This window comes from Flavobacterium sp. P1_E4 (assembly GCF_056405915.1).
Map to the genome: position 1 here is coordinate 346,883 of NZ_JBFUBE010000003.1, position 14,973 is coordinate 361,855.

9 protein-coding genes are annotated in these 14,973 nt (G+C 36.3%); 4 read left to right on the forward strand and 5 right to left on the reverse strand.

The window, feature by feature from the left end; translation table 11 throughout:
• The first annotated feature begins 22 nt into the window (after nt 1–22).
• Together AC1DY0_RS05090 and gldD are read left to right on the forward strand one after the other, a co-directional pair.
• Complete coding sequence (locus AC1DY0_RS05090; RefSeq protein ID WP_477187573.1) at nt 23–1,318, forward strand: gliding motility-associated protein GldE; 1,296 nt, start codon at nt 23–25, stop codon at nt 1,316–1,318.
• 7 nt (nt 1,319–1,325) lie between these two features.
• The gene (gene gldD, locus AC1DY0_RS05095; RefSeq protein ID WP_477187574.1) at nt 1,326–1,889 is read left to right on the forward strand and encodes a gliding motility lipoprotein GldD; all 564 of its coding nucleotides are present in this window, start codon (nt 1,326–1,328) and stop codon (nt 1,887–1,889) included.
• A 59-nt stretch (nt 1,890–1,948) separates the two neighbouring features.
• On the opposite strand, the gene AC1DY0_RS05100 is transcribed toward gldD, so the two are convergent.
• The gene (locus AC1DY0_RS05100; RefSeq protein WP_477187575.1) at nt 1,949–2,329 is read right to left on the reverse strand and encodes a heavy-metal-associated domain-containing protein; all 381 of its coding nucleotides are present in this window, start codon (nt 2,327–2,329) and stop codon (nt 1,949–1,951) included.
• A gap of 110 nt (nt 2,330–2,439) precedes the next feature.
• Between AC1DY0_RS05100 and AC1DY0_RS05105 the strand changes: the two genes are divergently transcribed.
• The gene (locus tag AC1DY0_RS05105) at nt 2,440–3,303 is read left to right on the forward strand and encodes a DMT family transporter (protein ID WP_477187576.1); all 864 of its coding nucleotides are present in this window, start codon (nt 2,440–2,442) and stop codon (nt 3,301–3,303) included.
• Nucleotides 3,304–3,510: 207 nt separating this feature from the next.
• On the opposite strand, the gene AC1DY0_RS05110 is transcribed toward AC1DY0_RS05105, so the two are convergent.
• On the reverse strand, nt 3,511–4,683 hold the full coding sequence (locus AC1DY0_RS05110) for an MFS transporter (protein WP_477187577.1): 1,173 nt from the start codon (nt 4,681–4,683) through the stop codon (nt 3,511–3,513).
• 195 nt (nt 4,684–4,878) lie between these two features.
• On the opposite strand from AC1DY0_RS05110, the gene AC1DY0_RS05115 reads away from it, so the two are divergent.
• Nucleotides 4,879–5,718, forward strand: a complete 840-nt coding sequence (locus tag AC1DY0_RS05115) for an AraC family transcriptional regulator (RefSeq protein WP_477187578.1) — start codon at nt 4,879–4,881, stop codon at nt 5,716–5,718.
• A gap of 178 nt (nt 5,719–5,896) precedes the next feature.
• On the opposite strand, the gene pbpC is transcribed toward AC1DY0_RS05115, so the two are convergent.
• The 3 genes from pbpC to AC1DY0_RS05130 form a co-directional block, all read right to left on the reverse strand.
• Nucleotides 5,897–8,272, reverse strand: a complete 2,376-nt coding sequence (gene pbpC / locus AC1DY0_RS05120; RefSeq protein WP_477187579.1) for a penicillin-binding protein 1C — start codon at nt 8,270–8,272, stop codon at nt 5,897–5,899.
• A 151-nt stretch (nt 8,273–8,423) separates the two neighbouring features.
• The gene (locus AC1DY0_RS05125) at nt 8,424–9,014 is read right to left on the reverse strand and encodes a transposase (RefSeq protein ID WP_477187580.1); all 591 of its coding nucleotides are present in this window, start codon (nt 9,012–9,014) and stop codon (nt 8,424–8,426) included.
• A 157-nt stretch (nt 9,015–9,171) separates the two neighbouring features.
• A complete protein-coding gene (locus tag AC1DY0_RS05130) occupies nt 9,172–14,847 on the reverse strand; it encodes an alpha-2-macroglobulin family protein (RefSeq protein WP_477187581.1) in 5,676 nt (1,891 codons plus the stop codon).
• Between the last annotated feature and the right edge of the window lie 126 nt (nt 14,848–14,973).

Below are 14,973 nucleotides of genomic sequence, written 5' to 3' on the forward strand. Positions count from 1 at the left end.
TGTTTAACTAATTTATAAGAATTTGGACCCAGAGCCCAGTTTAGAGATTGCATCTCAAGTTGACCTTACCTTAATATTCGGTTTTATCGGAATTATTATTTTGCTGTTTTGTTCTGCAATAGTTTCGGGCGCCGAAGTAGCATTATTCTCCTTATCACAAAAAGACTTAGACGATACCATTCAGGAAAACAGCTCCAAAGGGAGAATAATAGTCAACCTTTTGGAGAAACCAAAAAAACTCTTAGCTACACTGCTGGTAGCCAACAATTTCATTAACATCGCGGTAGTTATTTTGTTCTCCTTTGTTGGAAAAGACCTTTTTGCAGCGATACAATCTCCAGTTTTAAAATTCATAACCGAAGTAATTTTGGTGACTTTCCTGTTATTGCTTTTTGGTGAAGTTTTACCAAAAGTATACGCCAGCAGAAACAACATAAAGTTTGCCCAATTAATTGCTTATCCCATATCTGGATTAGACAAAATATTGTCTCCGGTAAGTACCCCAATGCGCTCGATAACCATATATTTACAAAATAAATTAGGAAAACAGAAGACAAATTTTTCGGTAGACCAACTATCTCAAGCTTTGGAACTAACAGACACTGGTGAAACTTCAACTGAAGAACAAAAAATACTCGAAGGAATTGTGTCTTTTGGAAATACTGACACCAAGCAGGTAATGAGTCCGAGAATAGATGTTTTTGCTTTGGAAATCACCGAGTCCTTTGCTGTAATTTATCCAAAAATAATAGAAAAAGGATTCTCTAGAATTCCTGTATATCGGGACAATATTGATCAAATAGAGGGTGTTTTATTTGTCAAAGACTTACTCCCATATATAAACTATATGGCGTTTGATTGGACCACTTTATTAAGAGAGCCATTTTTTGTTCCTGAAAATAAAAAACTGGACAATTTACTTAAAGATTTTCAAAGCTTGAAAAGCCATTTGGCCATTGTGGTCGATGAATATGGAGGAACATCAGGATTGGTCTCATTAGAAGACGTAATTGAAGAGATAGTTGGTGAAATCAGTGATGAATATGATGATGCGCCTGTTAATTATTCTAAAATTGATGATAAAAATTATATTTTTGAAGGCAAAATAAACCTAAAGGATTTCTATAGGATTATTGATGTGGATGAAGATTTATTTGAAGAGCGAAAAGGGGAAGCAGAAACGTTGGCAGGATTTATTCTTGAGATTTTAGGCAATTTTCCTAAAAAGGGACAGAAAATAATTTTTGAAAGCTGTACGTTTGTCATCGAATCTGTGGACCAAAAACGTGTCAAACAAATTAAAGTAACGATTGAATAAAATTAAAATGCTAAAAAAAATTACAGCTATAGCGCTACTTTTTACATTCTTTTATACTGTAGTTGGGTGTAAAAATGATGTTTTACCTAAACCAGCCAGTTATTTAAGATTGGATTACCCCGAAGCGGAATATGTTACCCTTAAAGGTCATTGCCCATTTGAATTTGATATGAATTCCAAAGCAATTGTCAAAGAAGACAAAGATTGCGGATATTCAATTACGTACCCAAAGATGAAAGCCACTATTTACCTGACCTATAAACCTGTAAATGGCAATATAAAAACGCTGCTTAGGGATGCTCAAAAATTAACTTATGAGCACGTCATAAAAGCAGATGACATCTTGGAGCAACCTTATCTGAACCCTGATAAAAAAGTGTATGGAATGTTTTATCAAGTAGATGGAAATGCGGCTACAAATTCCCAGTTTTACGCTACCGACAGCATCAAACATTTTGTCACAGGTTCGGTTTATTTTTATGCCAAACCCAATTTTGATTCCATTATGCCAGCGGCCAGTTATATCAAAAACGATATGCAGCGACTGATGGAAACCATAAAGTGGAAATAAAAAACATAAAAAAAGCATTCGCCAAAAACGAATGCTTTTTTTATAGATAATTTGTCTTTTTAAGACTTCATATTGGAAACTTTGTATGTTTTTCCGTCACCTGTTGCCTGAACTACTTTAGTTAAGCTTTCTGGAGTTTGAACGGTTTTATCAAAAGTTACGGTAGCCAGTTTTTTGTCAAAATCTACTTTGGCTTCCTGAACACCGTCTAATACTGTTAATTCCTCTTGAATTGTTTTGGCACAACCTATTGCACAAGTCATTCCTTCGACAGTAAAACTAGCCGTTTGCAAATTGGCTGCAGCAATTTCTTTTTTAACTTTTGGAGTCTCCACTTCAGTTGAAGCAGTTTCAGTTTTTACTTCGGCTTTATTGTCTTTACAGCTTGCAAAAAGCAATCCCGAAAGTGCTATAATTGCGATTGATTTTGTAAAATTCATATGATATTATTTTAATTGATTTAGTTTCTTCTGATTGGTTGCAAAATTAATCAAAAAAGAGACGAAAGTTTTTAAAATTTTCACAATTTTGCATCAAAACAACGTTTACGATGACAAAGCAATTGAAGTGGGTTTATTTATTGATTCTATCCTTAATTTGGGGAAGTTCTTTCATATTGATAAAAAAAGGGTTGATCGGATTGACCGCTTTTCAATTGGGGTCATTGCGCATTATTTTCGCAGCACTTTTTCTACTTTTGATTGGCTTTAAGAGTTTGCTAAAAATTCCGCATTATCAATGGAAATATATTGCATTGACTTCGCTGTTTGGAACATTTATGCCAGCCTATCTTTTTGCCATAGCCGAGACTCAAATAGACAGTTCAATTACGGCCATTTTAAATTCATTGACACCTCTGAATACATTGATTTTGGGAGCTGCTTTTTTTGGACTTACTTTTCGACGAAGCCAAATCTGGGGAGTCATCATCGGGCTTATGGGAAGTATGCTTTTGGTTTTTAACGGAGCAGTAAATCACCCCGAACAAAATTACTATTATGCCATTCTGGTTTTGATTGCATCGATTTGTTATGCTGTTAACGTCAATTTAATCAAAAGATATTTATCGGATTTGACGCCTTTGAGCATTACGACTGGGAATTTTTTAATCTTGCTTTTTCCTGCTTTGGCCATTCTAATTTTCACTGATTTCTTTGATGTGGTTCAGGTCGAAAAAGTACAGCATTCCCTATGGTTCATATTGATTTTGGGAGTTGTCGGAACTGGTATTGCAAACGTCATCTTCTTTAAATTGATTCAGGTTTCGTCTCCCGTTTTTGCCACCTCGGTTACTTATTTAATTCCTATAGTTGCTTTTTTCTGGGGCTTGCTGGACAATGAGGTATTGACATTTGTACAATGTATTGGCGCTTTTATTATTTTGGTGGGGGTTTATTTATCCGCTAAAAAGTAAAATTTAAATACTGAATTCAATTATTATTGGTTTTTCTTTTTTTGGATAACTTCAAAAAAAAGCAGAAAGCTGTCGATTAGCCCCGATAGAAGTAAAAATCCTTGTGAGCCGGGGTTCGGCTCCCAAGATTGTAACGGATAGCGGGACAACTGTTGATGAAATATCAAATGTTTCTGCTCCTAAAAAAAATGGGAATAAAGCAATTAATTAAATCTCGACAGTTTGAAGTCTTAAAGTTGTTTTCTTGCGTTGTATCAACAGCACAGTAAACAAAACCCCCATTAACGACATTCCTATTCCAATTAAATTAGGCGATGCATAACTAAATCCAGCAATCAAAGGCAATCCGCCTAGGAAAGCTCCTAAGGCATTCCCAATATTAAATGATGCTTGTATAGCTGCCGAAGCGATCATCTCGGCACCAACCGCAATCTGAATCATCAGCATTTGGATTGATGCAATAAAAGTAAACGAAATACATCCCGTTGAAAACACCAAAAATAAACTAACATAAGGATTATAAGAAAACAAAAATACCATTGCTAAATCTAAAGCCATAATAAAAAACAAAGTGATAAGTGTTTTGTCAGGTGGAAATGTATCAGCCAATTTACCTCCAACAATATTCCCAACAACCATTCCAGCACCAGCCAATATCAAAATATAAGGCACATAGGCAGCATCAAAACCAGAAATATCTGTCAACAAAGGAGCAATATAACTAATCCAACAAAACAACCCTCCTACCCCGATAGCTGTAATCAGAATCACTAACCAAGCCTCAACTTTCTTAAACAATTGCATTTGCTTTTTCATTGACACTCTGTCATTGGAATGCAGATTTGGCATCCAAAAATAAAGAGAAATAAACGTAAGCACTCCAAAAAAACCAATTAGAATAAAAGTATAACGCCAAGAAAGATGATGTCCAATGTAAGTTCCAATAGGCACCCCAATAAGATTAGCAATTGTTAATCCAGCAAACATAATAGATATTGCTTGAGCTTCTTTCCCTTTATCGGCAAGGCGGCTAGCTACTACAGCTCCAACGCCAAAAAAAGCACCGTGTGGCAATCCAGATAACAATCGAGTTAAAAAGAAGAATTCAAAATTGGGTACAATTATAGATAACGAATTGAAGAAAGCGAGCATAGCTGCCAAAATCATAAGCGTTTTCTTCGGCGGATAATTTCGAGCTATGATAACCAACAAAGGTGCACCAATGACTACGCCCAGCGCATAAGCCGAAATTAAGTATCCTGCAATTGGAATACTAACTTTTAAATCTGAGGCAACATCAGGTAAAATCCCCATCATCACAAACTCCGTAATTCCTATTGTCAAACCACCCAAAGAGAGTGAAATCAAGCTTTTTTTCATATGTTATATTTATTGTTTTTTATCGGTCATATGTAATTCGCATATCATTATTGGTATTTGCGACCAATTTACGGTCATGCTCATTTCATATCGTTTTATATTGATTATTTAAAGATCAAAAGATCCGATGCAAATTTATTTATAAAATCAGCATAAAAATTGTAATTTTACAATATAAACTTGCAACTATAGGCTATGAAAAAATTGAATCAATTTGACACTTTAGTGATTGATGAATTTGAAGAAGATAAATATCATCTTCCTACGCATAGTCACACCTATTACGAGATTATTTACATCATCAAAGGCAGTGGAATTCATCAGTTAAACAACAACTTGCTTCCCTATCAGTCAGGAGATTTATTTGTAATCTCAACCGACGATGAACACTATTTTGACATAAAAAAAAGAACCCGATTTTTCTTTATAAAATTCACTGACACTTATTTTAATTCGAATAAAAAATTGTCTTGTGATGAGTTTCTACTCAATACACCCGAGAATATTATGCGTGATAAATCACTCAAAGAAAATGTATTGAAACTTGATGAAACTTGTGCAAGCATATTAAAAAATACCATTGATAACATAAGAAGCTACAATTGTAAAGCCAATATTTCTACTTCACCTATTGCATTTTACCAAATTTTATCCATTTTTGGACTGATAAAAGAAAGCCTGCAGCAACAGAATATAAAAATCACAGGTTCAGGAATAGACAACGACCAAATAATCTCCTATATTCATCAGAACATTTACAAACCAAAACTGGTTCAAATTAAAACCATTGCGGATCATTTTAATATTTCACAAAGCTATTTTGGAACTTATTTCAAGCGAAATTTCTCTATAAGTTACAGAGATTACTGCAATAAACTACGAGTTCAATTAATAGAAAAAAGAATTTTGAACAAGCAATTATCCATAAAGCAGATTGCCTATGAATTTGGTTTCACCGATGAAAGTCATCTTTCAAATTATTTCAAAAAACAAAGGAATATGAAACCAAGTGCGGTAAACAAAATACAAACCTGAGTTCGATAATTAATTTTAGGAGCAGAAAATTTGATATTTCATCAACAGTCGTCCCGCTATTCGTTACAATCTTGTGGCCCGAACCCCGGGCCACAAGGATTTTTACTTCTATCGGGGCTACCAGACATCTTTTCTGCCTTTTTGTTGTTTTCTAAAAAAGCTCAGGCTGTAAACATAGTTACTCTTTTACAATCTCAATTTTTCTTCGGATTTCGTTTCCAAATTCATCGACCACGGTGATGTAATGAAATCCAGTGGTAGCCGAAATAGGCATTTCGTGAAAGGTTTTGGTTGCACCTTTGTACACATTGTCCACATACCAAAACAGTTTACTTTCTCGTTGCGAATGAGCAACTTTTAGAATCACAGGCTGTATTTCACTGTTGAAATTTTTGGTGAGATAGATTTTGCTGTTGGTTTTAGGATAAATAAAATCCATTGTTGCCGTTTGCGTCCCCATACAATCATCTCGAAATGGAGGCAATGGTTGATACTCGATATGCTGGCTTTTATAGTACCAAGCCATTACTGGAGGCAACACAAACCAATTTTTGGTCACAATATTCTCTATGTTTTCACAACTGCTGTTCACTTGAAATTGTAGTGTTTTGTCTAAATGCACCGTTTTATGATAGGGACAAATAGATGTGTTTTTACCTTTCTTCGAAACCCATTGTCTTATGGTTGGACAACCATCCTTGGCTAAATGACCACTCAAACTGCACACCTCAACTTCCTCCAAATCTTTATAAGGCGTATCAAACCACCGCTGTCTTGGCAACAGATTAAAAACATCAAATAAAATAGGCGCCGCGCTGGTGACTCCCGTCAAAGTTGGCCTGCCCTCGCCTGTTGCATTCCCAACCCAAACACCTACAACGTATCTGGCGCTGGTTCCTATCGCCCATGCATCGCGATTCCCAAAACTCGTTCCCGTTTTCCAGGCAATCTTAAGCGAACTGTCATAGAACTTCCACGCTTCGTCTCCTTCGGGACGATTAACTTGTTCCATTGCGTTATAGGTCTGCCAAATCGAACCTGCTCCCAAGATGTTCTTTTGTTTGGTTTCGTCGCCAAAATCAACTTGAAAATCATCTTGATAGTTTAATTCGACAAACTCATTGGTTCTGTATTGTCCTCGATTTTTGTTGAAGTAATTCAAAGTGGAAGACAAACCGGCATAGGTTCGGCACAAATCCCAAAGATTACTTTCGGCTCCACCCAAAATAAGCGACAAACCGTAATGGTCTGGCGGTTTTGAAATATCACGCAACTTGAATCGTTGCAATTCTTCATAAAATTTATTCACGCCAAAATCCTGCAACATCAATACAGCAGGGATATTCAAAGAACGCGACAATGCCCGATGCGCTGGAACTGCTCCATCAAATGTTAAATTGAAATTTTGAGGCGTGTAGCCTGAAATCTGCGTTGGAATATCTGCCACTAGCGTATTAGGCAGTAACTCGCCATCATCGAGCATCGCTCCATACAAGAGCGGTTTAAGAATACTTCCAGTGCTTCTTGGCGCGTCAATAATATCCACATCTTTTTGGTGGTTAATATCCGTAGGCGAATTGCCCACATAGCTCAACACTTTTCGATTCGATACATCTACAACCAAAATAGCCAAATTATGCACTTCATTTTGCTTGTATTGGCTGTAATAATATTTAGCAATTTGATTGACTCTGTTTTGTAATCCAATTTCTACCGTCGTTTTAACCCGAGTTCCTGATTGGTTTTTAGCAACGCGTTGCAATAAATGAGGCGCTATTTGTGGCAAATCATACGGCTTTTGTGGTAACGGTTCGTCTATCGAGAGTTCATAAGTTTGTTTATCAATCACTCCTTCTTGATTCAGTTTTAACAAAAGGCGGTTGCGTTTACTCAATAATTTGATTTGATTTTTTCCGGGATAAATCAAGCTGGGAGCATTGGGCAAGACGGCCAAAGTAGCACTTTCAGCCCAAGACAATTGATGGGACTGTACACCAAAATACCGCCACGAAGCCATCTCTAAGCCCACCACGTTTCCACCAAAGGGAGCGTGAGAAGCATATAATTCCAAAATTTCGTTTTTCGAATATCCCAACTCTAATCTCGAGGCGAGAATGAGTTCTATTATTTTTTCAAAATAGGTTCGGCCTTTGACATTTCTGGACAAGCGAATAACTTGCTGGGTCAATGTGCTTCCACCGCGAACTACCTTGCCCGCTTTTCTGTTTTGCTGAAAAGCATTTACCATCGCCACAGGGTTAAATCCGGGGTGTTTAAAAAAATATTCGTCTTCAAAATAAACAATACATTTCTTGAATTTGTCAGGCACGCTGTCTTGCGCCGGAAATCGCCATTGTCCGTCAAGCGCAATTTTAGCCCCAAGCAATTCTCCTTCCTTGCTTTCAATTACCGTAGAATAGGGTTCTTGAAATAAAGTTCTTGGCAACGAAAAATAATAAACCACCAACAGCAAAAAGGCTATTGATGATTTAATTTTATGCTGTTTTATCCAATTGATTATGCGTTGCAGGAACGCTGTTAATTTGTTTTTCAAAGTGATTTTGCTTGTTTCTCTTCCTAACAGGTTTCTTTTAACCTGTTAGGAATTCCATTTATATTCATAAAAAGAAAGATTAGATTAACATTTTCTAAATACATACCTAACAGGTTTTGGAAACCTGTTAGGATAAGTAAACCTCAATAATCTATTCATCCATTTTATCAATAGCATCAATTATACCCACATAAATCAATCTTCTTTCATCGTGATAAAACTTAAAATTATCTATACCTCCAAATAATTCTAAAATGTAATCTCTATCAATACTCGTTTCTTTATTTGAAACAAAAGAACGATAGGAAGAATGTAAATATGTTTCGAATGATTTTGTAAATTTATGTTTGACAGGATTCAAATGAACATACACTATCAATTGCTTCAAATACTCTTCATTTTCAATCCTATTTCTTTGCAAATGTTCTTGAAATAAACTCCCTGTTCTGTTATAAGCCGTATTTATACTTTTTGAATAAGAATTAAACAAATTAGAAAAAGGCAAATGAATTTTTTCTTTTAATTTTTCTGGCAACTCTTCTTCGTCTTTAATTCTTAAAACAATATGAAAATGATTTTTGAGTAGACAGTAGGCATAAACATCCGTAACTGGCAGTAGATATTTCTTTATTTTTTCTAAAAAATAACTATAGTTTTTCTCTTCAATAAAAATATTTTCTTTATTATTACCTCTATTGTATATGTGATAATATTGACCTGATTCGAAAATATCTTTTTCCATAATTACTTTTTATTATCCTAACAGGTTTTTACTTTCCTAACAGGTTTCTTTTAACCTGTTAGGTATCCATTTCATCCCTAAAAGAAAAATTAATTCGTCTTAATTAAATAACTAACAGGTTTTGAAAACCTGTTAGGAAACGTAATACTACAAAATTCTACTTCACCACCTGAACCCAAAACCCTTTGGTTCTTGCTAAAAACGTATTATCATACATCGCTTCACATTGTAGTCCAGGCAAATAATAAGTTCCCAAATAAGAGGCATTCATCAATATCCTAAATGTCTTTGCTTCTCCAGCTTTCAACCCAAAATAGAAATTGGTTCTGTCATCGCGGATATCAATATAATCGGCAACATTGTTAGTCGCATCTCCATAATCCGTGAAACGGGTATTTACGATTTCAAATCCAGACGGCAAAATCTGTGACAACGCCACATTTTCTACATGCTCATTTTTCTGGTTTCGAACGGTTACCTCAGCGATAAATTCAGTTCCTTGATTGATTTTTGACACATTAATAACGCCGCCCTTTCTGTTTCTGAAAACAATGGATGCCGAAACATTGCTCTGAATGGCATTTTCCTGTCCAATAGGAAGAATTCCAGTATTCAACACTCGAATAAATAATCTGTTCTTTCTATTATTTTTTAAAGTCACAGTATTCGAACCCATTTTTACAGCCAAACTTCTGTCGGCAATTGTTTTCATCGTTTTAACAGCTTGTGATTTTCCGTCTTTACTAAATTGAACATCGATTCCTTTAGGACCATTGCTCACAGAAAACTTAGTCATTGCATACAAACAATAAGCTGTTGTTTGTGTGCTCATCCATTGATCACTTGACATATCTTTTGCCAATTTTATCGCCATTGCAAATGCTTTTTGCTTTTGCCCAAGCAACAACATCGTTTCCAAAGCCATTGCGCGGTTTCTGTCGCTGGAGCCATAATAGTAATAACTGTATTTAGAATCTTCTTCTATAGTACTGTTTAACAATAGAGTCGAAGCAGCCGATTTTTGCCCTGCCAATACATAAGCCGCTGCCAAACGCAATTTACTTTCGTTCGAAATACCTTTTGTCTCACGCAATCTGTTCATCGAAGACAAATCTGGTACTCCAGCCAAAGCCAAAGTGTACAAGCGATAAGATTGTGCAAAATCATTACCATATCGTTTTTCAAATCGCCATTGTTTGGCTTCTTTTTGTTGATACGAAATCCATTTTGATTTAAAATTAATTGGTAAAAAGTATCCTTTCTTCTCTGCTTCAATCATAAAATGCCCAGCATACGAAGTACCCCAATCATCTGCCTCTGTTCCTCCCTGCCAATAGGTTATTCCCCCACTAGACAATTGAAAACCTCCGAGTCGGGTAATTCCTGCGGTAACATTTTTCTGAATCAAATCTTTACGGTAAGCATCCACATCGGCAATGTCATTCAGATACAATTGTGGGAAAACTGACGATGTGGTTTGCTCAACACAACCGTGCGGATATTGAATCAAATACTGTAATCGTCCATTTAAATTGATAGTTGGCATCGAAGAAATTTCCAATTTTGCCTTATTGCTTCCCGAAACACCAAATGTTTTCCACGAAATAGTTTTAGAACTGTTTGGTTCCAAAATCACGTCGGTAAATGTATTTGTCACCGGATTAGGATTGGTCATATCGATCTCAACATCATACACCGATTTCTCCTTGCCCGAAGTTGCCACAATCTGTACTTTTCCAATTCCTGTAACAGAACCAACGGCCAAATTGAAATAAGCCATTTTTTCATCAGGCTGTGCAAATGATACTTTTTGGGAAGCACTTCCGATAACTTTTAATCCATTATTGGTTTTAATTTGGACCGTAACGTTTTTGATGTTTTTTTCCATTGCAAAAACAGTAACAGGAATCGTCACTTTCTCCGATGGAGATATTTTTCTCGGCAACGAAGCCAAGACCATCAAAGGACTGCGCACAGGAGTTGCTTTTTCGACACTTCCATAAGCGCTTGTTGTGGCATCGCCAGCTACAATCATTGTTTTTACTGAACCAATGTATTTCGGTAATTTTATTTGATGTGTTTTGGTTTCTTCTTTTTCCAATTTAAAAGGCCCCATATAAATCACTACCGGTTTAAATCGGTTCGCTTTTTTGGCTTTCCCGCCACCCAAATCCTGGTCACCACCAATACTGAAAATCTGATTCACTTTTCCGCCATACGCACCAATCACATCATCATAAATATCCCAGGTTTTTACTCCCAAAGCTTCGCGAACATAAAAACTGTCCCAAGCATTTGGCGCTTTAAAGCGTGTTAAATCCAATAACCCTTCATCTACAATTGCAATTGTGTAGGTCATTGCTTTTCCAGATTGCTCACTCACTTTTAAAGCAAAGGACTGCTCGGGACGCAACACATCAGGCATCACTAATTTGGGGGCAAGAATCGTGTTTTTATCAATAACTTCAATTGGCACAATTCCGTACATTCTGATTGGTAAATCATTCTTAGTCGAAGCGTGTGGTTGTAACAACGTAATATTAAAATACACGTTCGGGGCCATCGAAGCGGTAATTGGAATAGTCACTTTCGTTTCTCCTTTTTGGGTCTTCGCCCAAAGAGTTTGTACTACTTTCGAACCATTTTCGATAGAAATAAAAGCACGACCACCTTCACTTGATGGGAAAGAGATTTGTGCATTTTCACCCACTGCATACTTTTCCTTATCGGTAGAAAAAACTAGCATATTCGCAGTTGAAGCATCTGTATTTCTAGTTTTTCCGGACCACATTGGCCAATCGATATTTACCGTTAATGCTGTTGCGTGCCCGCCAACCTCATCTGAAACCCGAATCAAATAACGTCCCCATTCCTCATCTGTCAATGCAAAACTCACACTTCCTTTCCCTCTTGCATCGGTATTTATTCTAAAAGTTTTATACGAAGTCGTCGCATCATCAGAATTATAGTTAGACAAATTATCGCTAGAAGCATCCCACCACCATCTCCATTCTACTTTATAGACTTTTACTTCCAGATTTTTTACCGCCTTTGGCTTTCCGCTTTCATCAACGGTAACCACATCAAACTGGTTCACTCTACGAGTTTCGAGCATACCGTATTTGTTCGGCTCTGGCGATTTGATTCCAACATAAGTGTTATACGGAGAATAAGTAGTTGCAATAACGTCAGTACTAAAGTCTCCTCCTTCTTCATAGACTTTAGTAATAAACGAAGCTTTCAGCATACCTGGTGCTACTCCTTGAATTTTGGGATTTATAGAAGTATTTGCTTTTCCATTGGCATCCAATTTACCTGAGAAAACCGTAATTTCTTCAGTACTGAATTGTCGCACCAAATCATCAAAAACATACTTTTCATAATTCTTGAAAGTCGTTGTTTGTGGCGAAAATTTAGCCTGCATTTCGACATTCAAATTTTTCGCCACAGCCCCGTGAAGCCAAGTCACTTCCAGATTGCTTGTATTTGGATACGAAGACGAAAGCACCGCTCTTTTGAAAGTATTTTTGATTTTTAAACGATTCGGTTTAATGGTTTCAATTTTGATGCTTTTATAAAACTTCGCCCCACCAACGCTGACCATTGCTTCCCAATTTCCGGTAGGTGCATCCATTTCTGTCGGAACGGTAAAAGCATAATGATTCCAGTCATTCGATTTTTGGACGGTTTGATAAGTCACTTTTCCATTTGGATCACTCAATCTAAATTTTATTGGATGTCCTGATGGAATTTTATTGGAAGCATCATTCAAAATAAAGGACAAATACAAATTATCGCCAGGTCGCCAAACGCCACGTTCTCCATAAATGAATCCTTTGAGCCCTTTTTGCAAAGTTTCGCCAGCTACATTAAAATTACTGACCGACAACGAATTCCCATCATCAAGCTTTACATAAGTCGATTGAGTTCCGTAAGTAACAATAGCAAAATAAGCAAAACTATCCAATTGAAAACTAGCAATCCCTTCACTGCTTGAAGTTCCTGTAGCTAATTTTTGCTGCTGAAAATTGTACAAATCCACTCGTGCATTAGAAATTGGTTCGGTCGTAATGATATTGTTTACTGCGAATAAATACGATTTATTTTCTCCTCTTTTGGCAATTACACCAACATCGGAGGACAAAATATTTGTTCCAATTCTCGCATTGTAAAAATACGAATTCGAGCATGGGTCTTGGCTTTCTCTCCAATCATAGTCTTCATAATAGTAATCATCATAGGCATTTTGACTATAATTCACGTCTTTTTCATCAACTTCTTCCGCCTCGTCATTTTCACTATCATCAGTAGTTGAAGATTCACATTTATATAAGGAATAGGCTTTTTTGTATGAGAACTCCACTCTGTAAATGGCACCTGGTTCCGGTGTTATAATTTTGGACAAGTCCAAAGCAAAAGTGTTCCATTTACTTGGATTGACTAAGTTGTTTTCATTGAGATAAAGCGTTGATTTAGCGATTGGCTGTCCGACCCTTTTCAGATTTCGAGTACCATTCAGCTCATTATCCTGCAAAAATTGAAGAATGTTGTTTTTGTAAATTTTGAACACTTTTACATCAACGGCACTTAAGTTTACGGCTTCAAAATTGAGTTTTAGATTACTAGAACTTGGCAGAATCGTTCCGTTTTTAATGAAACGAACATTGGGTTTTATTTCATCAAATGAAATTTTCTCTAAATAATTCTCGTTTAACTTTTTACCGTATTCGCTTTCGATTCCTTGAAAAACCTCCAATAATAATTCTCCACTGAGTTTTTGAGAAACAATAGCAACAGGCTCGACTGCATCTACCGCTTCTTCTGGCTCTTCGGATTCTTCAACTGAAACGCTATCAACCACGACAGCAGTAGAATCTGAAGTAACAACTTCTGATACTACTTCAGGAACAACTTCAACTGGTTTTTCAACGGCTTTCTCATTATTAAAATAAACCTTCAACACATTTCCCTGTGTCGAAAACTTCAAATTATTGGTGTTCTGAATCGCCACCAAACCTTTAAAATCCTGTCCTTTCTCCAATGGTTCCGAAAAATTAATCGACAACATTTGGTTATTTCCCTCCTGCAATTCGGTTTTTATGACTTTGAACTCATTCAGTGCCGTAATCGTGAAATCGATAGTCCCTTTTTGGTCCATATCATAATCGCTCCCGTCGTATTTTATCTCAAGATTACTTGCAGAATCCACTCTTTGAATACTGTCAATTCTGAATTTAAATTCCTTGCCAACAGTATTCGATTTCTCGAAAATAATTTTCAAATCATTGCCGTTATGCTCCGCTTCCACCAACTTTTTGGCGGTTTCTAAATCCATATTGTCGGCGGTTTTCAGTACACAATTCAGATATTGGTATTCCTTGCTGTAGGACTGAACATCGAGCGTGTTCACAATAAAATCCTGCTTGATGGTTTTTACCGTGAAATTGAAATTGGAAAGTTCCTTATTCTTTTCAGCCACTTTTGGATTCAGTTTATCCAAATGCAGAGTCACCTGATATTCCGTGCCCGATTCCAGCTTTTTTTCGGGAATAAAAGCGATGGTATTGTTCGAAAGTACAACCACTTTCCCATTGACGCTTGGAGAAATATCGAATAAATCATCGTCCAAAACCTGATTGACTTTCCAATTATTGTTATCGAAAGCCAACACCACACGAATGTCAGATTGCGCCGAGACTATTCCCCCCGTAAAACTGACTATATACTCTTTAAATAATGAAAAATCGGAATTAAAATCGGCGGCTGATTTTCTGCCGCAAGCCTGAAACAAAATACACACAAAAAAAACGTAAATTAATCCTTTTGTTTTCACTTTTATCTAGAGTTAATGGGTTACAAATTAAAATTTTAGCAACAGTTCACAGTCAAAACCATAACTGCAAAAGCACTCATTATATTGTAGTAAAAGTATAGTATTTATTTAATTATTTTAAGAAGA

Excerpts from the sequence above, each read along its gene's own strand:
- gldD (WP_477187574.1), top strand. The coding sequence starts at position 1,326 with ATGCTAAAAAAAATTACAGCTATAGCGCTACTTTTTACATTCTTTTAT.
- AC1DY0_RS05100 (WP_477187575.1), bottom strand. The coding sequence starts at position 2,329 with ATGAATTTTACAAAATCAATCGCAATTATAGCACTTTCGGGATTGCTT.
- AC1DY0_RS05105 (WP_477187576.1), top strand. The coding sequence starts at position 2,440 with ATGACAAAGCAATTGAAGTGGGTTTATTTATTGATTCTATCCTTAATT.
- AC1DY0_RS05110 (WP_477187577.1), bottom strand. The coding sequence starts at position 4,683 with ATGAAAAAAAGCTTGATTTCACTCTCTTTGGGTGGTTTGACAATAGGA.
- AC1DY0_RS05115 (WP_477187578.1), top strand. The coding sequence starts at position 4,879 with ATGAAAAAATTGAATCAATTTGACACTTTAGTGATTGATGAATTTGAA.
- AC1DY0_RS05125 (WP_477187580.1), bottom strand. The coding sequence starts at position 9,014 with ATGGAAAAAGATATTTTCGAATCAGGTCAATATTATCACATATACAAT.